The organism is Photobacterium sp. HL06 (genome assembly GCF_059552575.1).
This window is the reverse complement of record NZ_CM183914.1, coordinates 933,278-958,987: the sequence shown is the minus strand read 5'-3', so window position 1 is coordinate 958,987 and position 25,710 is coordinate 933,278. Positions and strand designations below refer to the sequence as shown.

General features: G+C 47.9%; 24 protein-coding genes. 16 read left to right on the top strand and 8 right to left on the bottom strand.

The window, feature by feature from the left end; all coding sequences use genetic code 11:
- Positions 1-190: 190 nt before the first annotated feature.
- Positions 191-598 carry a YbaN family protein gene (locus AC51G0_RS04770; protein ID WP_496300914.1) on the bottom strand — a complete coding sequence of 136 codons (408 nt, stop codon included), beginning with the start codon at positions 596-598 and terminating at the stop codon, positions 191-193.
- Positions 599-999: 401 nt separating this feature from the next.
- Here AC51G0_RS04770 and AC51G0_RS04765 point away from each other — a divergent pair, with 401 nt between their 5' ends.
- The gene (locus AC51G0_RS04765; protein ID WP_496300913.1) at positions 1,000-1,362 is read left to right on the top strand and encodes a beta/gamma crystallin family protein; all 363 of its coding nucleotides are present in this window, start codon (positions 1,000-1,002) and stop codon (positions 1,360-1,362) included.
- A gap of 96 nt (positions 1,363-1,458) precedes the next feature.
- Here the strand turns inward: AC51G0_RS04765 and AC51G0_RS04760 are convergent, their stop codons facing one another.
- Together AC51G0_RS04760 and AC51G0_RS04755 are read right to left on the bottom strand one after the other, a co-directional pair.
- Positions 1,459-2,097 (bottom strand): YccT family protein, encoded by a 639-nt coding sequence (locus AC51G0_RS04760; RefSeq protein ID WP_496300912.1) that lies wholly within the window; start codon positions 2,095-2,097, stop codon positions 1,459-1,461.
- Between the two features lie 104 nt (positions 2,098-2,201).
- Positions 2,202-3,179: a porin gene (locus AC51G0_RS04755; RefSeq protein ID WP_496300911.1), complete on the bottom strand. Its 978-nt coding sequence runs from the start codon at positions 3,177-3,179 to the stop codon at positions 2,202-2,204.
- A gap of 536 nt (positions 3,180-3,715) precedes the next feature.
- On the opposite strand from AC51G0_RS04755, the gene dinG reads away from it, so the two are divergent.
- From dinG to AC51G0_RS04700, 11 genes are all read left to right on the top strand, one after another.
- On the top strand, positions 3,716-5,794 hold the full coding sequence (gene dinG / locus AC51G0_RS04750; RefSeq protein ID WP_496300910.1) for an ATP-dependent DNA helicase DinG: 2,079 nt from the start codon (positions 3,716-3,718) through the stop codon (positions 5,792-5,794).
- A 30-nt stretch (positions 5,795-5,824) separates the two neighbouring features.
- Complete coding sequence (locus tag AC51G0_RS04745; RefSeq protein WP_496300909.1) at positions 5,825-6,598, top strand: sulfite exporter TauE/SafE family protein; 774 nt, start codon at positions 5,825-5,827, stop codon at positions 6,596-6,598.
- A gap of 13 nt (positions 6,599-6,611) precedes the next feature.
- Positions 6,612-7,163, top strand: a complete 552-nt coding sequence (priC, locus tag AC51G0_RS04740; protein WP_496300908.1) for a primosomal replication protein PriC — start codon at positions 6,612-6,614, stop codon at positions 7,161-7,163.
- A 3-nt stretch (positions 7,164-7,166) separates the two neighbouring features.
- Complete coding sequence (locus AC51G0_RS04735) at positions 7,167-8,087, top strand: histone deacetylase family protein (protein ID WP_496300907.1); 921 nt, start codon at positions 7,167-7,169, stop codon at positions 8,085-8,087.
- A 90-nt stretch (positions 8,088-8,177) separates the two neighbouring features.
- On the top strand, positions 8,178-8,348 hold the full coding sequence (gene rsmS, locus AC51G0_RS04730) for a pleiotropic regulatory protein RsmS (RefSeq protein ID WP_496301870.1): 171 nt from the start codon (positions 8,178-8,180) through the stop codon (positions 8,346-8,348).
- A 343-nt stretch (positions 8,349-8,691) separates the two neighbouring features.
- Entirely contained in the window at positions 8,692-9,915 is a 1,224-nt protein-coding gene (locus AC51G0_RS04725; RefSeq protein WP_496300906.1) for a hypothetical protein, read from the top strand.
- A gap of 262 nt (positions 9,916-10,177) precedes the next feature.
- On the top strand, positions 10,178-10,585 hold the full coding sequence (locus AC51G0_RS04720) for a hypothetical protein (RefSeq protein ID WP_496300905.1): 408 nt from the start codon (positions 10,178-10,180) through the stop codon (positions 10,583-10,585).
- A gap of 117 nt (positions 10,586-10,702) precedes the next feature.
- Positions 10,703-11,971 carry a TolC family protein gene (locus AC51G0_RS04715; protein WP_496300904.1) on the top strand — a complete coding sequence of 423 codons (1,269 nt, stop codon included), beginning with the start codon at positions 10,703-10,705 and terminating at the stop codon, positions 11,969-11,971.
- Between the two features lie 8 nt (positions 11,972-11,979).
- A complete protein-coding gene (locus tag AC51G0_RS04710; RefSeq protein ID WP_496300903.1) occupies positions 11,980-13,497 on the top strand; it encodes an efflux RND transporter periplasmic adaptor subunit in 1,518 nt (505 codons plus the stop codon).
- Complete coding sequence (locus tag AC51G0_RS04705; RefSeq protein WP_496300902.1) at positions 13,494-16,622, top strand: efflux RND transporter permease subunit; 3,129 nt, start codon at positions 13,494-13,496, stop codon at positions 16,620-16,622. Before AC51G0_RS04710 ends, AC51G0_RS04705 begins: the two co-directional genes overlap by 4 nt.
- Positions 16,623-16,719: 97 nt before the next feature.
- The gene (locus tag AC51G0_RS04700; RefSeq protein WP_496300901.1) at positions 16,720-17,256 is read left to right on the top strand and encodes a cupredoxin family protein; all 537 of its coding nucleotides are present in this window, start codon (positions 16,720-16,722) and stop codon (positions 17,254-17,256) included.
- Between the two features lie 79 nt (positions 17,257-17,335).
- On the opposite strand, the gene AC51G0_RS04695 is transcribed toward AC51G0_RS04700, so the two are convergent.
- Positions 17,336-17,554 (bottom strand): hypothetical protein, encoded by a 219-nt coding sequence (locus AC51G0_RS04695; protein WP_496300900.1) that lies wholly within the window; start codon positions 17,552-17,554, stop codon positions 17,336-17,338.
- A 150-nt stretch (positions 17,555-17,704) separates the two neighbouring features.
- Here AC51G0_RS04695 and dmeF point away from each other — a divergent pair, with 150 nt between their 5' ends.
- Both dmeF and AC51G0_RS04685 read left to right on the top strand, forming a co-directional pair.
- A complete protein-coding gene (gene dmeF / locus AC51G0_RS04690) occupies positions 17,705-18,652 on the top strand; it encodes a CDF family Co(II)/Ni(II) efflux transporter DmeF (protein ID WP_496300899.1) in 948 nt (315 codons plus the stop codon).
- A gap of 14 nt (positions 18,653-18,666) precedes the next feature.
- On the top strand, positions 18,667-19,083 hold the full coding sequence (locus AC51G0_RS04685; RefSeq protein ID WP_496300897.1) for a MarR family winged helix-turn-helix transcriptional regulator: 417 nt from the start codon (positions 18,667-18,669) through the stop codon (positions 19,081-19,083).
- 120 nt (positions 19,084-19,203) lie between these two features.
- Here the strand turns inward: AC51G0_RS04685 and AC51G0_RS04680 are convergent, their stop codons facing one another.
- Positions 19,204-19,944: a glycerophosphodiester phosphodiesterase family protein gene (locus AC51G0_RS04680; RefSeq protein ID WP_496300896.1), complete on the bottom strand. Its 741-nt coding sequence runs from the start codon at positions 19,942-19,944 to the stop codon at positions 19,204-19,206.
- 351 nt (positions 19,945-20,295) lie between these two features.
- On the opposite strand from AC51G0_RS04680, the gene lpxM reads away from it, so the two are divergent.
- The gene (lpxM, locus tag AC51G0_RS04675) at positions 20,296-21,234 is read left to right on the top strand and encodes a lauroyl-Kdo(2)-lipid IV(A) myristoyltransferase (RefSeq protein WP_496300895.1); all 939 of its coding nucleotides are present in this window, start codon (positions 20,296-20,298) and stop codon (positions 21,232-21,234) included.
- A gap of 74 nt (positions 21,235-21,308) precedes the next feature.
- Here the strand turns inward: lpxM and AC51G0_RS04670 are convergent, their stop codons facing one another.
- From AC51G0_RS04670 to AC51G0_RS04660, 3 genes are all read right to left on the bottom strand, one after another.
- Positions 21,309-21,815, bottom strand: a complete 507-nt coding sequence (locus AC51G0_RS04670) for a glycine cleavage system transcriptional repressor (RefSeq protein ID WP_496300894.1) — start codon at positions 21,813-21,815, stop codon at positions 21,309-21,311.
- A gap of 273 nt (positions 21,816-22,088) precedes the next feature.
- The gene (locus AC51G0_RS04665; RefSeq protein WP_496300893.1) at positions 22,089-23,552 is read right to left on the bottom strand and encodes a methyl-accepting chemotaxis protein; all 1,464 of its coding nucleotides are present in this window, start codon (positions 23,550-23,552) and stop codon (positions 22,089-22,091) included.
- A 288-nt stretch (positions 23,553-23,840) separates the two neighbouring features.
- On the bottom strand, positions 23,841-24,440 hold the full coding sequence (locus AC51G0_RS04660; RefSeq protein WP_496300892.1) for a TetR/AcrR family transcriptional regulator: 600 nt from the start codon (positions 24,438-24,440) through the stop codon (positions 23,841-23,843).
- 218 nt (positions 24,441-24,658) lie between these two features.
- Here AC51G0_RS04660 and AC51G0_RS04655 point away from each other — a divergent pair, with 218 nt between their 5' ends.
- A complete protein-coding gene (locus AC51G0_RS04655; protein WP_496300891.1) occupies positions 24,659-25,708 on the top strand; it encodes an HlyD family secretion protein in 1,050 nt (349 codons plus the stop codon).
- Positions 25,709-25,710 lie beyond the last annotated feature (2 nt).

Genomic DNA, 25,710 nt, shown 5'->3' with positions numbered 1-25,710 from the left:
TGCACCATTTTACGCAAGTGCTGTAGAGCTAAATAAAAAGCCTGCTGCGGTAATAGACCTCAACAGCAGGCAAATAAATTCCGCTGCAAATAGTATTGATTTTCGCCGTCTGGAGCAACTAATACCAAGGGATCTTTGTCATGAATCAAAAGATACCGTTTGCCTCAAGCAGTGATCAGTTAACCATAACTTATTTATAGCTTATCGGCGTGTCAGGCAGCTTGGGATTATCAACCACGGGCAAGCGGTTAAACCACACCAGCAACAGGGTTGCCATCGCAATCAGCATCGCTTTATGCCACAGCAAAGGCACCAGGAAGATAGAGAGCAGGAAGCTGGCCACAATAGTGATATTGGCTCGGCGCTTGACGGTGTAAGAGACAGCCCCGTTCTCATGCCAGTTCTGCAAAATAGGGCCAAAGTGCGGGTGCTGATGTAGCCAGCGGCTGAGGCGGGGGGAACCACGCATAAAACAGGCGCTGGCTAGCAACAAGAAAGGGGTAGTCGGTAGCAGAGGCAAAAATATGCCTAGGATACCTAAGGCAACACACAGCCAGCCGAAGCTTAACAGTAAGGCTCGCTTGATGAAGTTTTTCACATTCCCTTCCTTACTGGTCGGGACAAGGTACTAGCCTGAGTTACAATATAGCGACTACAGGCCCAGTATCCCAAACCAGGTTAAACTTGCCGGTAACGTTGGTAGTGCCAATGCAATCAGAAAACCAACAAAATACTTAAAATTATACGGGTCTTTAAAACCGTGATCCATGGTACGCTTCCTTTATAGGGTGTTTTATTCGACTGACTTGCTTGTTGCCCGCAGCTTCTTTGGCCGCGGATCGTGAGCGAGTGCTACTATATCGGATCAGGAAAGCGACAAAAACCGATGAAAATTACGGTTATTCCGCCTATTACTCTATAAAGGTTTGATTCAAATCACAATCAAACAATCAAACCGTCTTAGACTAAATTTATCACTTATAAACATAATACAGAGATATGACAACGTCAGAACGCACCTACCAACAACTTAAAGGCCACTTGGAGCAGGAACATGGCACACTGGCCAAAGAGCTCAAGCATGAAATGCTGCTCAACACCCTTGTTCCATCGGCTACCGCGATTGAAAATGCCGACCTCAATGATCTGATCATGATGGCAAAATCATCGTTCATTCCGAACTTATTCGATTTGGCGATGAGAATGGAAAAAGTCGATGCCGCTGTCTGCTCAATCAAGCTGGGCATGTACGGATTGTGTGTGGATTGCGAAGATGAAATTGATATCGATGAGCTGCAAGCGGATCCTGCCCAGCCACGATGCCACTCGTGCCGGGTCCACAGCCGCTATCACCATGACTAGGTTATTAATAGAAGCGGGACAAAGCATTACTGTAGTTCATGACTAAAGTTTATCGTCCCGCCATAATCCAGATAGCTAGTTCCGGATAGTCATCAATCATTGTGCGTCTTGGGCTTTTGACCACTGCTTGAAAGCCGCTTTTTGTTCGGCATTTGCCTTGCTGTACCAGAGTTTCAGCTGCGCCAATGCATCACCGGAAATTGTCACCTCACCCTGTTCGGTAACTTCAACCGCTGCCTGTTTAAGGTCAACAGCATAGCCTTGCTCGAAAGTGATCCCCTGCTGGCGGTTATAGTCTGCTACCAAGGCTTCCATATCCTTAAATGCTCCCATCCCTTTACCGTGCAACTCAACATAAGACAGTGCTTGAGTTGAGCCGTCACTAAGCTCGAGCTGCCACTGCGCCCCACGGGCAAAATGGGCTTTGGCCTGGGACAGGCTTGCCAGGCGAGGCAATGTAATCGTGGCATCATCATCAGGCACATCCATCTCAAACAGGTAGGGACGAGTGGTATACATCGTCTTTTTAGACCCATTTTTCAGCTCACCATCAAAACGCAACACTATCTGGTGCCTACCCGGCTGCAGCTCAACCGTTTCTGTTGGTGACCAAAAAGATGACTGGACTTTTTTGCCATCAACAACAAGCAGCTCAATGTTTTTACCGCTTGAGAGAGTGGCAGCCTGAAGGCCGCTCGAAAGCAATACTAGTGATAAACCAACTAACTTTTTCATTTCATTCCTTGTATTGGCAACAACATATATGACAACAACAAGATAGCAAAAAGCCGCCCAAAATAGGCGGCTTTTTCAAGAAGACTTCTTAGATTAAACCAATCTTAGAATGTTACTTCCATACCAGCTAGGTAACCGAACTCTGAATCGTCAGCATCAGTAGAACCGATTTCACCGTATACTTTCACGTTAGAGTGAAGCTGCTGAGTAACGTTCACGTAGAAAGAGCCTACATCGTCTGAAGAAGAAGCAGCACCAGTTGGTTTCTCTTCAACGTCCCAGTATGTGTAACCCGCAGCAAACGTAGTTTTGTCCATAGTGTAAGAACCTGCTAGCGCAATGTTAGTACCTTCTACTTTACCTTTGTTTGCTGCGCCTGCATCTTCATACTCAAGCTGGCCGTAAGATGCTGCGAATGCATATGCGCCCATGATGTATTCACCCTCAAGGTTGAAGCCATCGATATCAATCGTATCACCAGCAACAAACAGATCGAACTTATCAGAGCTGATGTCAGAGCCAGAGTATAGGTATACACGTGCATCGAAGTCACCGAAACGCGCACCTAGACGGCCGTCGATAACCTGAGCTTCGTCTTCAGCTTGTTGTGTTTCAGTTAGTAGCGCAGAAACACCAGCGTAGAACTGACCGTTGTCGAACACGTACTTAACAGTCTGGTCACCGTCAGCCTGAACGAAGTCAATACCGTCGCCGCCTAGCTCGATATCTTTACCGATGCCAGAATCATCTGCGATTAGGTATTGGCGACCGAAAGTGAACGTACCGAAATCACCCTGGAAACCAACCCATAGCTCATCGTTCTGAACGTTACCATCTTCGAAGAAGTAGGCAACAGTTGCAACAGCGTTCAGGCTGCTAGAAACTGGAACCGTAGTGCTAAACGCTAGGTCACCATCGTCCAAACGTAATGCTGCATCGCTGTCAGCTGCGTAACCCTGGAAGTACTGAACTTCAGCTGCGCCTGCAACGTCAACAAGTACGCCTTCAGAGTCATATAGGTTAACGCCTGCTTGCGCTGAACCTGCTGCTAGTACTGCTAGTGCTAGAAGTGTCTTTTTCATGATATCCACTGCCTTTTCTTATTTAGACTGGAATTCCTGTTTCCAGAATTCCTGTTCTTTATATTCCCCCGGTTCTAAATCCCTTTAAAACATAAAGAAAGATAAAAACCGAAGGTAAGTAACTTGTGAGCTCATCCTGACAGAACAATTATCCCTATGTCAAATCATCTAAAAACCACCTCAAAAAAACTCAAAAGCAATTAATTTCAATAACTTACCAAAGCTGGTGGATGTTTACCCACCATAGACTTCACCCGTAATAGTATTCATTCGCATTTTTAAATATCACACAAGACAACACAAAAAACCTAAAAATGACAAAAAAATCACATCGCACAGGATAAATCACTAGGGTTTGACGGGTTGTATGGTTAATCCCTTGTTTCTAAACAACTCACAAAGCTGTTAAGGTTAGGTTCAATCTTATTTCGTGACCAAAATCTCATTTTCACCATTAAATTGTTCAGAACACGCTACCGCTCACATTTAGATGTTCGTGCTATAATGCCGTTCCCTGCCCTTATGAAGTTTCAGTTATGTTACACAGCCAGATAAAACGTGATATCAAACAATGCTATGAGAACCTGGGAGCCCAGTTAGACAACTTTATTCCCAGGCGCGCGCAGAACTATCTGGTAGCCGAAATCGCCAAAACCCTGGCTGGCGAATACCATCCAAAACACCGTATGCTGGTCGCAGAGGCCGGTACAGGGATTGGTAAATCGCTTTCATACCTGCTCGGCGGGATCCCCTTTGCTTTGTTCAACAACAAAAAAATCTTGATCTCAACGGCAACCGTGGCGCTGCAGGAACAGCTGATCAACAAAGATTTACCCCTGTTTAATCAAATTTTTCCTAAAGAGTTCAGTTTTATCCTCGCGAAGGGCAGGCAGCGCTACTGCTGTACACATAAGCTGGAAGCGTGTTGTGTAACAGATACCGATCAACAAGTTGCGCTGTGGGAGGAAAAACCTAAAAAGTCAGATTTAGAACTTTTGAAGCGCATGCTGAAGGCCTGTGAAGCTCAAAAGTGGGACGGGGACCGCGATAGCTGGCCAACCGCGATACCCAATCGCGTCTGGCAGCAAATCGTTGCCGATAAGCACAGCTGCCATGCCGGGCTGCCCAAACACCGCAGCTGCCCCTTTGCCAAAGCCCGTGAACACCTTGAAAAGGCCGATGTCATCGTGGCCAACCATGCGCTGCTGATGGCAGATATTGAACTCGGCGGCGGTATTATCCTACCGGAGCCAGAGCAAACAATTTATATCATTGACGAAGCCCACCACCTGCCCCAGGTAGCACGAGACTTCTCATCAGCGGCCGCCAGCCTTAAAGGGGCTGCCAACTGGCTAGAAAAACTGAACCAGTCGGTAAGCAAGCTGGCAGAATTGGCAGATTACAAAAAGGCCGGTCGCTTTCAAACGGCTCTCAGTGAAACCATCACCCATTTGATACCGTCGTTTCGGCAAATTGCGGCCAATATCGATCCTGCCCAGTTTAGCCAAGACGGCATTTATCGGTTTGAGCATGGCGAGCTCCCCGACTGGTTGGTCGAGGAAGCAAAAAGCTGTAAAGAGGCAAGCAAGAAGGCCTTGCAGTCCCTCGGGAAAATCCATGATCTGATCTCTGAGCGGACAAAAGAAAACGAGATCCTGCCTCGGCTGGGAGAACAAGCTCTTGCAGAATCAGGCTTTTATTTACAGCGACTTGAAAACCTTGAGAAAGTCTGGACCTTGATGGCCCAGCCCAATAAAGATAAAGGTGCCCCACTGGCCCGCTGGATAGAAAAAAATCCCGACCGCGAAGGCGACTATATTATTGAGGTTTCCCCGCTCGAGGTCGGCTATCGATTGGATCAACTGCTTTGGAGCCGGGCTGCCGGCTCTATTTTGGTATCAGCGACCCTTCGGGCCTTGAATCAGTTTGATTACTTCTGCCGCCAGGCTGGGATCTATGAAAAAGACAGCACCCGCTTTCTTGCCCTGGCCTCACCGTTTGACTACCAAAACAACGCCCGCTTGGTGATCCCGGCCATGCCGTTAGAACCCCAGGCTGATAAATTTACCGAGCTACTGATCAAAACCTTACCGGAATATCTCGAGGGCGAGAAAGCCAGCTTGGTGTTGTTTTCATCCTATTGGCAAATGAACAAGGTTGCCGAAGAATTACGCCCGCTAATAAAGAAAAACAAGTGGGAACTACTAATTCAAGGGGAAGAATCGAGAAACCTTACCCTAAAAAAACATCAAGAGAACTGCCAAAAAGGTAAAGCGAGCATTCTTTTCGGCACCGGAAGCTTTTCTGAAGGCCTTGATTTACCGGGTAATTTACTCACAAATCTGATTATTACCAAAATTCCTTTTGCGGTTCCTACCTCTCCCGTCGAAGAGGCCCATGCCGAGTATATCGAGAGCCGGGGCGGAAACCCATTCCTTCAGATTTCCGTTCCTGAGGCCAGTAAAAAACTGATCCAATCCGCGGGCCGCTTACTGCGAAAAGAGCAAGATTCTGGTAGAGTCGTGCTGCTCGACCGCCGGGTGATCAGCCGCCGTTACGGCAAAGCATTACTCGACTCGTTACCACCTTTTAAACGTGTCATTGAATATTCCTGACCCAAAACGAATTACTAAGAATAACGATAAATGATAGAAATGATTGAACCAAGTATGCTCATCATACTTGGTCTTGTTGCTTTAGCTGCCGGGTTTATTGATGCCGTTGCCGGGGGAGGAGGAATGCTAACCGTTCCTGCTCTGCTCTCTATTGGGCTGCCGCCACATATTGCTCTGGGAACCAATAAACTGGCGGCAACATTTGCGTCATCAACGGCTGCCTGGACTTACTACAGAAAACAGTTATTTTCTCCCTATTTCTGGCGTAAGTCTTTCATCGCGACACTCATTGGGGCTATTCTCGGCACCTTGGTGGTTGATCTCATCAGTACGAGTTGGCTCGAAAAAGTTCTGCCGCTGGTCATTTTGACTGTCGCTGTGTACACCATCTGGCACCCGCACCCAAAAGGTAATTCGCACCGGCTACCCACCCCCTGCCGCAAACTTGTACGAAAGCAATGGCTACAAGGGACCTCACTGGGTTTTTACGATGGAGTAGCAGGGCCGGGAACGGGGGCATTTTGGACAGTCTCGAATATGGCCCTATACAAGTTAGATATTCTGAGGGCATCAGGGCTTTCCAAGGCAATGAATTTTACCAGTAACATGACGTCGCTGATCACCTTTGCCATTCTAGGCCATATTAATTTCGCCCTGGGCTTCACAATGGGCATATGCTTAATGCTGGGTGCCTATATTGGGGCCCATTCAGCCATTCGCTTCGGGGCTAAATTTATCCGTCCTGTTTTTGTCACCGTAGTGATTGTGCTGGCCGTAAAACTGGCCTGGCAGGCCTGGTTCTGATCCGAGAAAAACAATGCCTGATCTAAAACGTTTAGAAAATATACTCGACCAATTAGCACTGGATGCAGCGCAGACCGACCGAAAACGCGGTGAGGCTTCGCGCCCACTGTTTGATGAACAACTGTTTTTCTGCCGCAGTAAACTGCTGACCCCTTGTGTGACAGAAGTGCGCAGTGAAATTAAGGCCCTGAGAAACGAGCGTAAAGCAGGGAAACTGCAAGCATCACGCACTCTGCATATCTGCGAAAAAATTATCGCCCAGATCCAGGCAATACAACGTGAGTTAGCCACCCAGCAGATACGTAAAAATGAACCTAAGCGCAAGCTAGGCTGGCGACGTCCAATCCATGAAATGTATCAAGACTTGGCCCAGCACCAAGACTGGGAGCGACGGCTCGCTGCGATGCAAAGAGATAAAGAAATGCTACTGAGCCGTTGCTCGACCCTGGCTGAGCAGCAAAAGCTGCAAAAAGAGGTTCTGGCAGTTGAAGGACGCTTATCTCGCTGCCGTACAGCACTCGCCAAAATTGAAAAAGATATTAGCCTCCGGGAACGTAAAGGATAACTGATGCTGCCTCTGGTTTATCACCCTATTTATTCTCAGCTAGAGCTGCCAGCCGGCCATCGCTATCCCATCTCCAAATATCGTCGCCTGTACCAATATCTGATCGACGAACTAAAGCTAGATCAACAAGCCGGGATCATGGTCTGCCAACCTGAGGCGCTTAGCGCCGATGAGCTAAAAGGCCTGCATCACCCGGATTATATTGACGCTCTGTTTAACAACTCTTTGCCCGCCGCGAAGATGCGCCGTATCGGCTTTCCGTGGAGCCAGCAATTGATCGACCGCACACTGATGTCGACTGCCGGTACCCGACTGGCTGTCGATCTGGCAAATAAATATGGGGTGGGGATCCACCTCAGTGGCGGATATCATCATGCGCATCACGATTTTGGCAGTGGATTTTGCCTGATCAACGATCTAGCTTTTGCTGCCAGGCATGCCCTTACCCTCGATAATATCGATAAAGTCATGATCATCGACTGTGATGTTCATCAGGGCGATGGTACCGCAACACTACTGAGTAATGATGACAACATCATCACTTTCTCGGTTCACTGCGATAAGAACTTCCCTGCCCGCAAACCCGATTCTGATATTGATTTGGCGCTGCCCAAACATACAAAAACCGATGAATACCTCACGGCATTTGATGCTATTTTGAATCTGGCCATGGCCCAGCACCAACCTGACTTCGTCCTCTATGATGCCGGTGTCGATATTCACCAAAGTGACGAGCTAGGCTACTTTGATGTCTGTTTAGATGGCATATTTCAGCGTGATCACCTAGTACTCAGCCGCTGCCAGCAAGCCGAGATCCCTATTGCAGCTGTCGTTGGAGGCGGATATCGGCAAGACCACCAGCAACTTGTAGAACTCCATGCCCAGCTGCTTCACGCTGCTATAGCGGTGTATCAGCCCACATAAGCTGCAATCAAACAAACTATGCTAAGCTTCGGTTATCTAAAGACATATTGTCCAGATCCATCGTTAACTCCAAATAAATTGTGAAAGGTCATTATGACAGACAATAAATCCCCAACCCCATTAGATGAAGCCCCGGAAGACATTAAGCTCGCGGTTGATCTTATTTACCTACTTGAGAGCAATGAAATATCACCAGAAGTTGCAATATCTGCATTAGAGATAGTCACTCAGGATCTCAAAGCAAAACTCAATAATGGCTAGCTCTTCCAGCAACAGAATCCGATACCATCCCTCTCAGCAGCTTGTGTTTCAGGCTGCTGAAGATATTCATGGTTATATTGGTGATTGCATAATGAATTAAAGCAAGTGTCATCACCCACATTACCTACTCCCTCTAAAACCCGTCAAAATAATGACCATTTAATTGATGTTCTCGTCAATTAAATATCAATTATCCCTCATTCAAAAAAAATAATCATATAATTGAGCTATAAGATTTAATTTACGTATAAATATATCTAGAATACTGACTGCTTATATTATTATTAGATCTCTAACTGCTTTTTCATTGTCATTGTTTAATTCCACCATCAAGGAGTATCTCATGAAGAGGGAATTTAAAGTCGCTGCACTTGCTACTGCCATTGCACTGTCAGGTTGTGCGTCAGACTCAGATTCAACGGCTAGCCTTCCTTTGGAAACCAACCAATCTCAAACTGCAATACAAATTGATAGCATCAAGCAATCAATTGAATCTGCAGAAAAAACTTTTGAAGCATCCAAAGAGGCCGAGCTAGATTGGTTTGCCACGGTTCAAATGCGAGAAGCGAAGAAAGCACTTGCTGAAGCCAAAGAATATTATGCTGAGTTTGAGCTAGACCCAGAAGAAGCCAATAGCAGCAGTGGTTTCTTTAGTTCAAAAACCAACCTTCAGGTTACACAAGAAGGTATCGATAAATTCAATACCCACATCAGCAAAGCTGAAACAATTCGTGCTGAAGTATTAACCATTTTAGAAGATGCTTTCGATTATCGTGATCAGCTAGAAACTATCGAGGCCGCTAAACATTATCCAAGAACAGCTAAGCAGTTAGAGCAAGGCCTTAAAAAGCTTGTCGACTATGTGGCTAATGATAATTCAGAAAAAGCCATCAGTGCCCAGCCAGAATTAGTTCGCAAACAGCGAGCGCTGGAAGTCAGAACGGTTACCAAAATCTACCTGGCTGACGCACAAAAAGAACTGAAACGCCTGAAAACAGCAAAAGTGGGCATGCATGCGCCTGAAACGCTGGCAAGTGCCGCAGCCGCTGTAACGGCAGCAAAAGCCTTCATTGCTTCCGAACCACGTGCAACAGCCCAAATCATCGACAAAGCCGACGAAGCGATGTTCTCGCTTAAGCACGCCCAGCAAATCGCAAACGTGGTTAAAAAGCTCAAAGCTATGCCTCAAAAGGATTATGAGCGCCATGTGCTAAGTTACGAGAAGATTTTGCTAGAAATCACCCTTGCCGTTGGCGCTGAAGATATGCGTGACCAAGCTATCAGTAAGCAGGGTAAAAACCTGGTCAAACACATCAAAGACAACCTTCAGGGTGAACAAGAGTCAATGCTTGCCCAGAAGAAAGTTCGTAGCGAGCTGATTGATGAGAAAGCACGCACTGCAATGCTTGAGCAAAAAGTCGCCAAGCTATCTGCCCAGCTTCTTGCTGCCGAGCAGGCGCCAGCAGCCGCGACCGTTGAAAAAACGACGCCGGTAAAAAGTGCAACCGTTGCTCCAGAGGCTGAAGCCACAACAGATGCTGTTGTGACCACAAACGAAGAAAGTTAATCCTCACTCTTCGTAGGATATTCCAATGCAATAACGCCTCCCTCAAAAGGGAGGCGTTTCTTCTTATCGCCTTTTCAACATCTATTCAATATTGTCCTGCGACCAACCCACTTCCATTTCCCATTTCTTTTTGTTGCACAATTGAACATTTCTCCTGATGCTTGGTTGCTAAGATTATCTTTACTAACAATGAAGCTTGACCTTCCCCCAAGGGAAAGGTTTAAAGTTTTCACCGTACCTCAATGTAATAGCAATGGTTGCAATGACATACCTAAGAAGCACAGACAATCTGCTCGCTTTCATCCTGGTTCTGATGATCAGCCTGATCACCAAGCCAGTTTTTGGTATGCCTACTCATCAGATGAACATGGTTGCAATATCTGCTTCGGCGCATCAAATGACGCTAACAAGCGAAGATATTGCGAGCCAAAAATGCCACCAGCCGGCACATCTGTTATCAGAACCACAATCTGAGTGCTGCTCTCAAACGGATACAGTGTCATCATTCTGTTCTGACTGCAGTTCCGCCCATTGCCAGCCTTACAGTAGCTATTTGCCAATTGGAATTGACGCCTTTACCGACTTTCCGCGCAATCGCCTCATTCCTCTTCTGACTTCCGTTCATCCTGTATCCCGAACAGAAACGCTGTTTCGCCCACCCATTCTGTAAATACACCTCCGCAAGTGAATACACGCTGTTTCCTGGCCTGATGGTCGGCTAATTCATAGCCCTCTCACTGCCAGTTAACCAGCCAATCAATTCTTACTCTTTGTAGTGGATGTATTTATGCATAAAAGCATACTGCCCCTTGTGCTGGGCATGGTTCTGATCACCGCGTGGGCACCAACTGCCGCGGCAACACCAGAGCTTAACAGCCTAATAAACTGGGCTATCGAGCACGACGCCGGTAAACAACAACTTCAGTACCAAGCCGATGCGATGGTCGATATGGGTGTCGCTTCCAGCCAGTGGATGGATCCAAAGCTCAAGGTCGGTGTCGGTGGGCTACCGGTTGACAGCTTTGCCTTCGACGACGATCCCATGACCAATATTTCTGTCGGGCTGATGCAGCAATTCGGCCGAGGCGATACCTTGGCGCTGCAACAAAAACAAAGCACCCAGCGGGCCAATAGCCTGCGCGAGAAAATGGGTGTCCGCGAGCTGGACATCAAAAATGCCATTACGACCCTGTGGGTCGAGCTCGCATATCAGCAACAGGCCCGTCAACTATTGCTCCAGAACCAAACACTATTTAAAGAACTGGAGCACTACCTTGGGACTAACTATGGGGTCGGTGCCAACCAGGCACAAGATATCATCCAGGCACAATTGCAGATCAGCCGTATGGACGAAAAACTGCAGGCCAACGAGCAAATGCAGCAACGCCTCCATGCCCAGCTTTCAGAATGGCTAGGAAGCCGGGCAATGGCTGTAAAGGCCGATGGCTACCCTCAATGGTCAGCCCTTAGTGCTTACCTTTCGACTGCACAGGGTGATAACTACCAGGCTCTAGCCAGTCATCCCTCGGTAAAAGTGGTCGATGAGCTAATTAAAAGCTCCGAAACCGGGGTCGATATTGCCAACGAATCCTACCAGCCTCAGTTTGGTGTCGAGGTCATGTACGGCTACCGTCAGGCAAATGGCATGAACGGGCGGCCCGCTTCTGATCTGGTCAGTGCATACCTGACACTGGATCTGCCCCTCTTTACCGACAAGCGCCAAGATAAAAAGCTGTCTTCTGCCCAGCACCAGCTAGGTGCAGCCAAATCACAGCGTGACCTAATGCTCAAACAAATGAATGCCAAGGTAAGTGCACTATTAATTGACCGCAGCAACATCGAACAACGTTTGGCTCGTTACCAAGGTTCACTGCTCCGCCAGGCTAAAGAAAAAACCCACGCAATTGAGCGTGGCTATCAGAACAATACCAGCCAGCTGGATGAGTATATCCGCGCAGCCAGTGAAGAGCTCACTATCGAACTGGAGCAGGCACGCCTCAATGCTGACCTGCAACTGGCCAATAGCAACCTTGCCTACATGCTGAACAAATTTTAGGGAATATTATGAAACAATCACTGACTGTTGCCGTATTGGCACTCGCCGTTGGCGGCGTCTTGGGTTATTACGGCGCAACGATAACTGGCTCGAGCAATGGCCAAACAGCTAGCTCCAGCAGCAATGAGCCCCTTTATTGGGTTGCGCCCATGGATCCGAATTACCAACGGGACAAACCCGGTAAATCGCCAATGGGTATGGACTTGATCCCGGTGTATGAAGAGGATTTGGCCGGAGGAAGCCAAGATGATGCTGGTACGGTTTCGGTATCACCAGCGGTCGAAAATAGCCTTGGCGTTAAAACCACTAAAGTCAGCCTGCAAAACCTGACACCTGAAATTGATACTGTCGGTTACATCGCTTTTGACGAAAGCCAGCTGTGGCAGATCAACAGCCGGATCAGTGGCTGGATCCAAAAGCTCAATGTGGATGCTATCGGTGAAAAGGTCAAAAAAGGCGATGTCCTGTTTGAGATTTATTCGCCCGATTTAGTACGAGCCCAGGAAGAGCTGCTTAATGCTAAACGCATAGGTAAAGCCGTGTTGGTTAAAGGGGCCAAAGACCGTCTCATATCTCTTGGCGTTGATAACAGCCAGATCAATGATGTGCTACGCCGTGGCAAAGCGAGACAAAATATTGCAATTAAAGCCCCGGCTGATGGTGTCATCGCTACACTAAATGTCCGCAACGGTGCCTACCTGTCACCACAGCAAACTGTCATTAGTGGCGGATCACTCGACGAAGTCTGGGTGGATGCAGAAGTCTTTGAACGCCAGGCTCTCTGGATCAAGCCTGGCACTGAGGCCGACATGAAAATTGATGCCCTGCCAGGGAAAGCCTGGCAAGGCAAGGTCGATTACATCTACCCGATTTTGGATCCCAAAACCCGTACGCTTCGGGTTCGGCTAAAATTCCCCAACCCAAATGGTGAGCTCAAGCCTAATATGTTCGCGAGCCTGATCATGACACCACGTAGTGATGAAACCGTCATAGCCGTACCTAATCAGGCGGTGATCCGCGCAGGCAATATGACCCGTGTCGTACTGGCGCTTGGTGAAGGTAAGTTCCGCTCAGCCCGAATTGAAACAGGCCGTGTTGCCGGTGGCATGGTAGAAGTAACCCAAGGGTTGTCAGCACAAGATAGCGTTGTTACGTCTGCTCACTTCATGCTTGATTCCGAATCAAGCCAGAGTGCCGACTTGAGCCGTATCGCGGGAACTCAACCAGCTGCAGCAATGAATCAAGTCGCTGCAACCGGCACTGTACGCAGCGTCATGCTTAACCACAACATGCTGACCATCGAGCATGCACCTGTCGATGCCTGGGGCTGGCCGACAATGACCATGGATTTTACCGTCAGTGATGACAGTGATCTGACCCAGCTTGTCAGCGGCCAGGCTATACGATTTCTGATGGAAAAAAACGATGACGGCCAGTACACCGTCAGTCGGATAACCCCCGAATCTTCACCCAAAGCCGTTGATCACAGCACCATGGATCATGACACTAAGGAAGGTGCACAATGATCGGAGCGATTATCCGCTGGTCAATCAAAAACCGCTTTCTGGTTCTGATCGCCACCGTATTTCTGGTCGCAGCCGGCCTGTATAGCGTCAAGAAAACCCCTATTGATGCAATTCCAGATTTGTCTGATGTCCAGGTAATCATCAAGACCAGCTACCCGGGGCAGGCTCCCCAAGTAGTAGAAGATCAGGTCACCTACCCACTGACCACCGCCATGCTGGCCGTCCCGGGCGCTGAAACGGTCCGTGGTTATTCGTTCTTTGGTGATTCCTACGTCTACATTATCTTCAATGACGATACCGACATGTACTGGGCTCGCTCGCGGGTTCTGGAGTACCTTAGCCAGGTTGCACCGAACCTGCCTTCGAGTGCCAAACCGACACTGGGGCCAGATGCAACGGGTGTGGGCTGGATTTACAACTATGTGCTAACCGACAAGACAGGCCAGCACGATCTGAGCGAACTGCGCAGCCTGCAGGACTGGTTCTTGAAATATGAGCTGCAAACGGTTGAGGGGGTTTCCGAGATCGCCACCGTCGGTGGGATGGTAAAGCAATATCAGGTACAAATCGATCCGGCCAAACTGCGTGCCTATGATCTGACATTGCAACAGATCAATATGGCCATCCAGGCAGGCAACCAAGAAGCCGGGGCATCAGTGGTAGAAGTGGCCGAAGCCGAACATATGGTTCGTGCAACCGGCTATATCTCTGAAATCGACGATCTCAAAAACCTGCCATTGAAAGTGACCGCAAAAGGTACCCCGCTGCTACTGGGTGATATCGCTGATATCAACCTCGGCCCGCAAATGCGCCGCGGGATCTCGGAGCTTAACGGCGAAGGAGAAGCTGTCGGGGGCGTGATCGTGATGCGATTTGGCGAAAACGCCCGTGAAGTCATCGAGAATGTGAAAATCAAACTGGCAGAGCTCCAACGCAGCCTGCCTGAAGGTGTTGAAATTGTAACAACCTATGACCGCTCAGGCCTGATCGATCGCGCTGTAGAAAACCTGTACGAAAAACTGCTGGAAGAGTTCATTGTGGTCGCCGTGGTGTGTGCCCTGTTCCTGTTCCATTTCCGTTCATCACTGGTGGTCATGATCAGCCTGCCCATTGGTATCCTCAGCGCTTTCATCGTGATGCACTGGCAGGGCATTAACGCCAATATCATGTCTCTGGGCGGGATCGCGATTGCCATTGGTGCCATGGTCGATGGTGCTATTGTAATGATAGAAAACGTTCACAAGCACATCGAACGCACCCCGCTGACCGATAAAAATCGCTGGCAGGTGATAGGAAAAGCGGCAGAAGAAGTCGGCACTCCTCTATTCTTCTCGCTGATCATTATCACCTTGAGCTTCATCCCTGTCTTTGCCCTTGAGGGCCAGGAAGGCAAAATGTTCTCGCCACTGGCCTTTACCAAAACCTACGCCATGGCAGCTTCGGCAGGATTGGCTATCACACTAGTCCCTGTTTTGATGGGCTACTTTATCAGGGGTAAGGTGTTACCCGAGCATAAAAACCCGGTCAACCGTGCCGTTGTTGGTCTATACCGCCCTTTGCTGAACCTAAGCATGAGGTTCCCAAAAATCATCATCGTGATTGCTTTCGCGCTCATGGCCTCAGCCTACTACCCGGTGCAAAAAATGGGCAACGAGTTCATTCCGCCATTGGATGAAGGCGATCTGATGTATATGCCGACCACCTACCCGGGTATTTCGATTGGCAAGGCCCGTGAGCTGCTGCAGCAAACGGACAAGCTCATCAAAACAATCCCGGAGGTAAAAACGGTATGGGGCAAGATTGGCCGAGCGGATACCGCAACCGATCCGGCACCGCTGACTATGATTGAAACCCTTATCCAGTTTAAACCTCAGGAAGAGTGGCGGGAAGGTGTCACGAGTGAGAGCCTTCGTCGGGAACTGGATCAGCTGATCCAGTTCCCGGGACTGACCAATGCCTGGGTAATGCCGATCAAAACCCGTATCGACATGCTGGCAACGGGTATCAAGACGCCGATTGGGATCAAAATCGCCGGACCTGAGCTCAAACAAATCGAAGGGATCGGTGCCCAACTGGAAACTCTGCTCAAAGACGTTGAGGGCACGGCCTCTGTATACGCCGAACGTGTTGCCGGCGGCCGTTATATCACTATGGATATCAAACGCCGAGAAGCGGCACGTTACGGGCTAAGTATCAAAGATATCCAACAGGTGATCAGTACGGCTATTGGCGGTATGAATGTCGGGGAGTCAGTGGAAGGGCTGGAACGTTACCCAATTAACGTCCGCTACCCGCAGAGTTACCGTGATTCGCTGGTCAAACTGCAAAACTTGCCGCTGGTAACACCAAATGGTGCACGCATTGCCTTAGCGGATGTCGCCGATGTTCGCTTTGAAGACGGACCACCAATGATCAAGACCGAAAATGCTCGTCCCAACGGCTGGGTTTTCATCGATATTGATGGCCGTGACTTAGGCTCTTATGTTAAAGACGCTCAGCAAAAAGTCGCCCAAGAATTGATACTTCCTGCTGGATACTCACTGGTTTGGTCTGGGCAATACGAGTATATGGAACGTGCGAAAGCACGCCTAAGCGTCGTCGTGCCAGCCACAATCGCCATCATCATGATGCTGCTGTACATGAGCTTCCGTCGAATGGGTGAAGTACTGATGATCATGGGTACCCTACCGCTTGCGATGGTCGGTGGCCTATGGTTGATGGAAATCCTCGGTTACAACTTCTCGATTGCCGTCGGGGTCGGCTTTATTGCCTTGGCAGGGGTTGCCGTCGAAATCGGAGTGATCATGCTGGTATACCTCAACCAAGCCTGGCACTACAGACAGCTTGAGGCCGAACAACAGCAAAAATCACTCACCCAGGCAGATCTGGCTGAAGCAATCAAAGAAGGGGCCGGCATGCGTGTACGGCCAGTCATGATGACGGTAGCAACAGTGATCATCGGCCTTATCCCGATAATGTATGGCTCAGGTACCGGCTCCGAAGTGATGCAGCGTATTGCCGCACCAATGATTGGGGGGATGGCCTCAGCGTTGCTGCTAACACTCGTTGTACTGCCAGCCGTATTCAAGCTATGGAAAGAAGTCAGTCATCAGCTGAAACAATAAGAGTCAGTCTGAGCGGTATATTCAGTTACTTGCTCCGCCGTTTGGTCTTCGCCATCGCAAGTTATTACTCGAATAAAACAATCGAAAGGAACACAAAATGAATAAATACCAACTTCTACCAATAGGGTTACTGTTTACAGCTACAGCTGCATTAGCCTCTGGCCAACACGCGGGAATGGATCACAGCCAAATGAGCCAGGCTCAAGTCGACCATAGTCAAATGGATCACGGTAACATGCAGCATCACGGGAAAATGGCCTCTGCGGTTGGCATGCCTGTACCTGTAGAGCAGGCAACACAAACTATCAATGTCAGCCTGACTGACGACATGAGAATGCATTTCTCACCAGCATTGAATATCAAACAAGGCGAAATAATCCGCTTCGTTGTTTCTAATAATGGCCAAATGCCCCACGAATTTTCAGTTGGCAGTATTGATGAGCAGGACAAGCACCGTGCCATGATGCGCTCAATGCCGAATATGGAACACTCAGACGGCACCACTATTACGCTGCAAGCGGGTGAAACAGCGGAGCTAGGTTGGCATTTCATGGGGCAGAACTTTGTTGAACTTTCTTGCAACATTCCAGGCCATGCCGAAGCCGGAATGAAAATGAACACGATCCTGCGCTAGCTATAATAAACTGAAATAATAGATTTAAAGGGAGCCACGACTTTGGCTCCCTTTATTAGTTCAAACCTAACATCACGCCTCACGCCTTGCTTTGCCGCACCACCTGGTACACAGCAATATTAGCAGCGACCAACGCCCTCACCACTTCAGGGATCACCTGGATAGGGAGCAATATCTTCAGCGCCATATCTTCATATTCACCGACTTCAAAATAGACCTGATATAAACCTTCGGAATAGTCCATTGGCGTACCAGCGACTGCAGAGATGTTCCCAACCTGATCATCATGCATGTTCATTTTCTCTCACCAACATAGCCAATATCGATCATTTTATCTTGCTGTGCGCATGACATTGTAAAATTTACCTTGATATCCAAACTATATGGTGAAATTATAGTTTGAACACCAAACTACAATAAACTCAAACTACTTCACTCGAGGCAATACGTGCATTCCCAGACTCTAAGCCAGTGGCAACATTCACATAATTTTGTATCAACAAACCCCAAGGGAGAAAAACGCACTCTATGGGTATTATGGCTCACCATTATCACGATGGTGGCTGAAATAACGGCCGGTAGCCTGTTTGGTTCTATGGCGTTACTGGCCGACGGCTGGCACATGGGCACCCATGCCGCCGCTTTTATGATCACCATTTTTGCCTACCGTTATGCACGTAAGCATGCCGACAACAGGGCGTTTTCATTTGGTACAGGAAAAGTCAGCGTATTAGGCGGGTTCACCAGCGCTATCGCCTTAGGGTTGGTCGCTTTGCTGATGCTAATCGAATCTGTACAGCGGCTATTCTCTCCAGAATCTATTCAATTCAATGAAGCTATTTTAGTTGCCGTAATCGGCCTAGCCGTGAATATCGCCAGCGTGTTCCTGCTAAAAGACGATCACCACCATGATCATGACCACCATCACGGTCACAGCCATCACCATGGCCATGATCACCATCATCATGACCACAACCTAAAAGCCGCCTACTTCCACGTCTTGGCCGATGCGCTGACCTCTTTGCTGGCCATCATCGCACTGTTATTTGGTAAGTATTACGGCCTCCACTGGCTTGATGCCATTATGGGGATCGTCGGTGCCGTCATCATTACCCGCTGGGCCTGGGGGTTAATGAAACAAACCAGCCCGATTTTGCTTGATGGCAATATTGATGACGCTTACCAACAACAAGTTATTGATACCCTTGAAGCCGATGCAGGCAACAAAGTCAGTGACATTCATATTTGGAAAGTCAGCGCCAACCACTACGCGGCCTTGATCTCGCTGGTTACCCATACCCCGAAACCTGCACAGGATTACAAGCAATTACTGGAAAATTTCGATAAACTCAGTCACCTGACCATTGAAGTGAACAGGTGTCAGGACTTGCACTGACAACGGATTATTGAATGAAAGATATTGAACAGTTAAACCATACAATTATCGAATTTTACGAAAAGCTGTCATCCTGGGAACAATCTGTCGTCCGCGGCAAGGGCTTTACCCTGCCCCAGGTACATATCGTTGAAATTCTTGGTGTACATGGTGCCATGCGCATGAAAGAGCTGGCAGACAAAATAGGTGTAACCACCGGCACTTTAACTGTTCAGGTTGATAAAATGGTCAATGCCGGATTGATTCAGCGTCGCCCGCATGAATCAGACCGCCGTTCAATTCTTGTCGAGTTAACGGGCAAAGGGACAGAAATGTACCAGGAGCACGATAACCTGCATCTTGCCCTAACCCAGGATATTACTGCCGGCTTAGATGAAACGGAGCGCCAAAACCTGCTCAGCTATCTAGTAAAAATGAACAAAGAGTTTTGATCAAAAAAGCGCAGGTCAATACCTGCGCTTTCTCTACCATTCATGATAACAATCACCACTAGCTATTTAGCCAGTTTTGACTTGCAGCCGTTATTGTCGCAATGCCGTTTTTTTACCCGCTTACCGCTGCTTATATTTGGACGGAAAACGGTGGGCAATATCAGTAAAGACACCATCGACTCCCCAGTTAAACAGTTGATTGGCGCGGGCTAAATCATTCACGGTATAAACATTGATCTTGTAACCAGCAGCTTTAAACCGTGCAACCATATCCTGGCTCAGCCCTTTGTCCGCCGGGTGGATATAGTCAGCTTCGCAGATCTGCAGCATTGACTCCCAGTCATCCCATATATTGTCACTTTCAAATAGGCAAGCTACTGCTGTTTGCGGACGGCGACGCTTAAATTCCGCCAGTGCCGAATGGTCAAAGCTCGACACAATCAACTCCCGCCCTGCATCCAATTTTTCCAACGCAGAAATGACATTATTGAGCAAGGTATCTGTCATCGCCCACCCGGCACTACATGATTTTATTTCGACATTAAGATTGAGCTCATGTTGATTAACTAATTGAATTAGCTGCTCAAGGGTCGGGATCGGCTCGCCAATAAAATCATCATGAAACCAGCTCCCCGCATCAATACCGACCAAATCCGCTTCTGTCAGCTCATACAAACTCCCGCTATGGCCGGTACATCGATCGAGAGTATCATCATGGGAAACCACCACAGTGCCATCAGCCAGAATGTCGACATCACACTCAATCCACTTGATCCCGTGTTGCTGGCACAGAGCAAAGGCTGCAAGCGTATTTTCTGGAGCCAGAGTCGGAATACCACGGTGGGCAAATACAGTTTTCATCAATGTTCCTGCTCAGTTTGGCAAATAGTGTCGTTCAGCAATATACCGAAGGTAAGAATTAAACGTTATCACACAATAAATATCTACAACGTCAGATAGCATTATAGAACCCGTCAAGACCGCAAAATGGCAAAGAAACGGGTATTGCCTTGAGTAAGGCTTGATTCCAGCCCGATAAGACTTACAATTCCGAACTCAACCTTAACGAATAGAATTCCAATAATACTCAGGATAGGTTTATTTTTTGAACAGCATATCGCTTTGCACTGTTAAATTGGACTTATTCATAGTATTTAGGATTAGCGGATCATACTTCGCTGGCACCCACAAGGCATCTTTGGATTTATCAGCATGAGCAACAAAACGTACAGCGAGTACAACCCTGTTTTTACCTCTTCATTTCTCCACCCTAGATACTGGCTGACCTGGCTTGGGCTACCCTTTGCCCTATTGCTGTCCGTGCTTCCGCATCGTATCAAGGCGGTTATTGCAACGCGTCTTGCCAAGTATTTTATATCCAAAAACAATCGTGCCAGACGACGGGCACTCATCAATATCAAGCTATGTTTTCCTGAATTAACGGAAGAGCAGCAAATGAACTTGCTTGAACGCTCTTACGCAACAGCCGGTACTGTCCTGCTTGGCTTTGCCCAGCCGTTTATCAAGGGGCGGAACTTTGTCCTCAACAACCATGATGTCACCGGTGAGCACTATCTCCAGGAACTAAGAGCGCAAAATAAAAACATTATTATGCTGGTGCCGCACAACTGGGCTATCGATTTCACCGCCTTATACTTTGCAGCGAAAGAAATGCCGATGGTCGCAATGATCCGCCCGCAGAAGAACCCAATCGCCGACTGGCTGATGAACCTGCAGCGTATGCAGTTTGGTGGCCGCATCTATCAGCGCAGCCAAGGCATCAAGCCCTACCTAAAATCAATCAAAGAAGGTTACTTGGCCTATTACCTACCCGATGAGGATCATGGGGTTAAACAAAGCGTTTTCGCCCCATTCTTTGGCCACGAGAAAGCAACAGTAAAAGGTGTCGGTAAGCTGGCCAAGCTATCCAATGCCGCGGTGCTACCGGTATTCCCGTCTTTCAATATGGAAACAGGGCGCTATGAAATCAAGATCCAGGCACCGCTGACCGATTTTCCATCCGGCGACGAATACGCCGATGCCTGCTTTATGAATCAGGTGCTGGAAGAAATGATCCGAGAGCAGCCTGAGCAATACATGTGGGTGATGCGTATTCTTCGTACTCTGCCTGACGGAAGCAGGCGCTATTAATTCTCACAACAAAAAGGCTCACCACACGTGAGCCTTTCTTTTCTATAACGCTATTTCAATAAAGCTACCGCAACTCACTCGACCACATTAACCCGCATACCATCTTCGACCTGCTGGACAGCTTCCAGCATCTGCTCGACATTCACTCCACTCGGTACACCCACCATCAGCTCAGCAAAAAATAGGGTCTGGCCAAGATCCGGAACACCTAGCCGGTAGTTTTCGATTTTTATAATATCAATGCCAATATCATCCAGGATATTAGTAATATCATTCACAATACCTGGACGATCGTTCGACTCTATTTTCAACTTTATCTGTTCAACCTTGCCAGGAGATGCCGGCTGAGGCGCCTCGATAATTCGAGGGTTAAGATCAGTAAAGCGGTTAAACTCCTGCTTGAGCATTGGCGCCGTTTCTGCCGGAATATCAACCTTGATAAGACCAACAATCTGGTTATCCAAGCGGTTAATTTTACTGACTAACCACTTACCTCCCAGTTCATGGGTTTTAGCTGCAAGTTGATTAATCAATTGAGGGTGATCCTGACCCGCAATGGTTATTGTCAACTGAATATTCATAAGCCGTCCCCTCTGTAAATACATCATGTATTAACGCGCTGTAACCAGACGAAAAATTGTAGGTCACCTATTCAGACTAGCAAGCAACCTAAATTCCTGCAGTGACTCAGTTCATACTAACTATGCATAAACCCCTACATTTTACGTGACAATTTGGCATATGGATGATTTGAAATAGCTATTAACACTAGACGTTTTCTCTAGCCAAAACAAAAATGCCAGCCTGTTTCCACAGGCTGGCATTTCTTATCGTGTTAGCTCTCAATCGAAAGCTTAACTAGCTGTTCGGTATTTTTCCAGAATTCGGCCCAATGTCTGAGAAGCATCAGACAATTCCTGCACGCTGGTAACAGACTGCTCAGTAGCAGAACGAATCACGCTCGATTGATTGCGAATATCGTGCAGCTCGGAAGCGATATCATTGGCAACTGCAGTTTGTTGCTCTGCTGCCGTCGCGATCTGGGCGCTCATATCCATCACCAGTTTCGATGACTCGGCAATATAATTCACATCAGTACCAATTTCGGTGATCATCTCACGGCTCTGGTAGGCTTGCTCCAGCGTCTCTGAGGTAATCTGCGAGATCCCATTGGTTTCAGCCTGAAGCTTATCGATCATTGCCTGGATCTCGACCGTCGCCTGCTGGGTACGTCCAGCCAAGGTACGAACTTCGTCGGCAACCACGGCAAAACCCCGCCCTTGTTCACCTGCTCGTGCCGCTTCAATGGCGGCATTCAGTGCCAACAGGTTAGTCTGCTCGGAAATCGCGTTGATTGTGGTGATCACTTCATTTATTTCAGTCGCTTTCTCATTCAGGCTAGCGACTGTTGCCGATGCGGCATCTGTCTGCTCCGACAGCTTAGTAACAACCACAATAGCACTCTGTACTTTTTCGTTACTTTGCTGAAGCTTCTCGGTATCGGCATCAAATTGCTCGGTAGTCTGTACCGCAATACTCGCAATATCCTTGGCCGACGCCGTCATTTCTTCCATTGCTGTTGCTACAGAATCTACCGAGGCATATTGCTGGTTGATCTGCTGTTCAGAGTTCTGCGCTTCCTGGCCGAATGTCGACGCCGTATTATGCAAGGTAGCCGAGCTGCCTTTGACTGTTTCGACCAGCTCACTGAGGGTATCCATAGTACGGTCAAGCTCAAAACCGATGATACCGAACTCATCACGGCCAACATGAAAACCAAGGCGGGAAGTCAAATCACCTTCGGCGATTCGGCGGGTGGCCTGGTGCATCACCCACAGCGCACCACCAAGGAAGGTCGCAAGCCAGTAACAGATCAACGCAATCGGAGCCAAGGTCAGTAATGAGTAAACAAAATGGGAGAATGCCTGCTCTTTGGCTTCGGTTTCAGCCGAATCTACAGGTTGGCTTAATACTGCGTAACCTTGCCGACCCTGCATTGGCGCAGAGGCCGTGATCACATCATTTTCACGTGTTGATTCAGCCGAATAAGAAACCAGCTTGATGTTCTGCTTCGCCAGCACCTGCTCTTGCTGCTTAGCATTCAGCCCTGCCGCTAGTAACGTATTCACCGATGCTTCAACCTGCGCTTGAACGCGCAGAACAGAAGCCGCTTCGATGCGGGACACTGCAGAATAATACTGGCTGCCAGATACACCAATAACGACAGCAGCTATTGCTAAAAACAATACCCAGAATTTGTCATTGATAGACATTTTGATAAACAGGCGATCAACTGTCCTAAATTCAACTTCTCTCATCGTGATTCCATGTAATAAGCCCAAAACGTTATGGTAACAGTTGCGAGAAATAGTTGTGATATACAACATGTAATTTATTGACAGGACGAACAATATTTTCAGTAAATATAGATAAAGATCACAATATTTGCATTGGGAATATACCAGAAGCAAGTATGGTGACCACTCTCAGCACTTTCATTAACAGAGCTATACATTGCCCCAAGCGCACCCACCAGCTGGCATAAAAAACTCAGGTGAAATGGGTTCTGGAGCCTTCGCTAGTTCGAATATGTTAAATAATTAGCCCTAAATTTCGCAGCCCCGTAAAAAACACTTCACAGCCTGCACTGCATGCAGCTTCATTTCCTGCTCGGTTGGAATATCCATGCCTACCAACGCTTCATGGAAATAATCTCCTTTTAGCAAACCAAGTAACTGTATGCTCGCCACTTTAGGATCCTCGAGCTTCAGCTTGCCCTGTTCAGCCTGACTGTTCATATAATCAACAAGCAACAGAAGCATGCGTTGCGGGCCGCGTGATAAGAAAAATTTAGCCAGCTCTTTGTCATGGCGAGATTCAGCTACCATGATCCGGTACATATTCAGTAATTCCGGAGAGCACAACGCCTTTATATACTCAAAGCCAAATTGGGTGAGCACATCCTCCAACGGGATCTCATCATCAGAGTCGAACTGAAAAGCCGCTTCCATCTCCTCGGTGCAGTGGGTGATCACCTCAACCAGGATCCCTTTCTTGTCTCCAAAATATCGATAAAGAGTCTGCTTGGAGCCACCGCATTGTTCGATGATCTGATCCAAACTAGTTTCAGAATAGCCTTGCTCAAAGAACAGCTTAGTGGCGACTTCAATGATCTTTTTTTGTTTTTTCAGGGTTGATGGACGCATTTCTATACCTCTTGATCTCGGCTACATTAGAACAGTTCACTTCATTTCACGCAATTAATGCCTTGATTTTTAAGTCTATCGATTGAATTCAACGTCACTATTGCTGCCTTCAGGATCAGTATTTTCATGATAAGGCTTTAAATATAACTTGATCTGAAAACAATAAATAACTTATCGTACTGTTCAGTACGGTACGATAAGTCATGAGAAGATACGATATGAAATCCAAGATCAAAGTGAGCATCATCGCCTTAGCCCTCACGGTTTCCGGATGCGCAATCTACGGGACCTTCGCTCCCAAGGCCGGCCAGGTAAAAACCGACAATGCCTATATCCATAGCGAAATCACCCAGATCAGCACTGAGGCCTCAGGCCGGGTGACAAACATATTTGTCACAGACAACCAGATGGTTGAAGCGGGAGATGTCTTGGCTGTCATTGATGATCGCGATTACGTAGCTCGCCGGGATCAGGCTCAGGCCGCCTTGGCAATGGCACACTCGACACTAGAAAATAACCTGGCGCGGGTTGATCTGCAGCAAGTGAAGATCAAAGAAGCATCCGCTTACCTTGATGTTGCCAAAGCCGACAATAACCTTCAGCAAAGAGAGTTAAAGCGTTACTCCAAGCTGGTGAAAACCGGGGCTGTTAGCAAAACCCAGTACGACTTACAAAAAAACAAAGCGACCGAAGCCAGCGCCAACCTAGAGGCCGTTAAGTTCAAGCTGGCAGCGGCCAAGCAACAGCTTAAAACCTTGCATACCGAGCGCTCTCAATTACTGGCACAGCAACAGCAGGCAAAAGCCGGGCTGGAACTTAGCGAGCTGGCGCTGGAAGACACAAAAATCATTGCGCCTATTGGTGGCATCGTCGGTAATCGTTCACTACAGGAAGGAAAGTTTGTCAAAGCCGGTGCGGGGATCCTGGCCATCGTGCCTGTCGATGATATTTGGCTTGAAGCCAATTACAAAGAGACCCAGCTAACCAATATAAAGCCAGGGCAGAGTGTTGAGGTGGTATTGGACATGTTTCCTGATACCCCATTCAAAGGAACGGTAGAGACAATTTCTCCATCAACCGGCACCCAGTTTAGCCTGCTTCCCCCTGATAATTCGACAGGTAACTTCGTTAAGGTGGTTCAGCGTGTACCGGTCAAAATTCAGCTGGCGATCCCTGCCGCTCTCAAGGGCAGAGTCGTCCCTGGTCTTTCTGCCGAAGTGATTGTGCACACGAAAAATACAGTAAACACCCATAATACAGGGGTATAAAC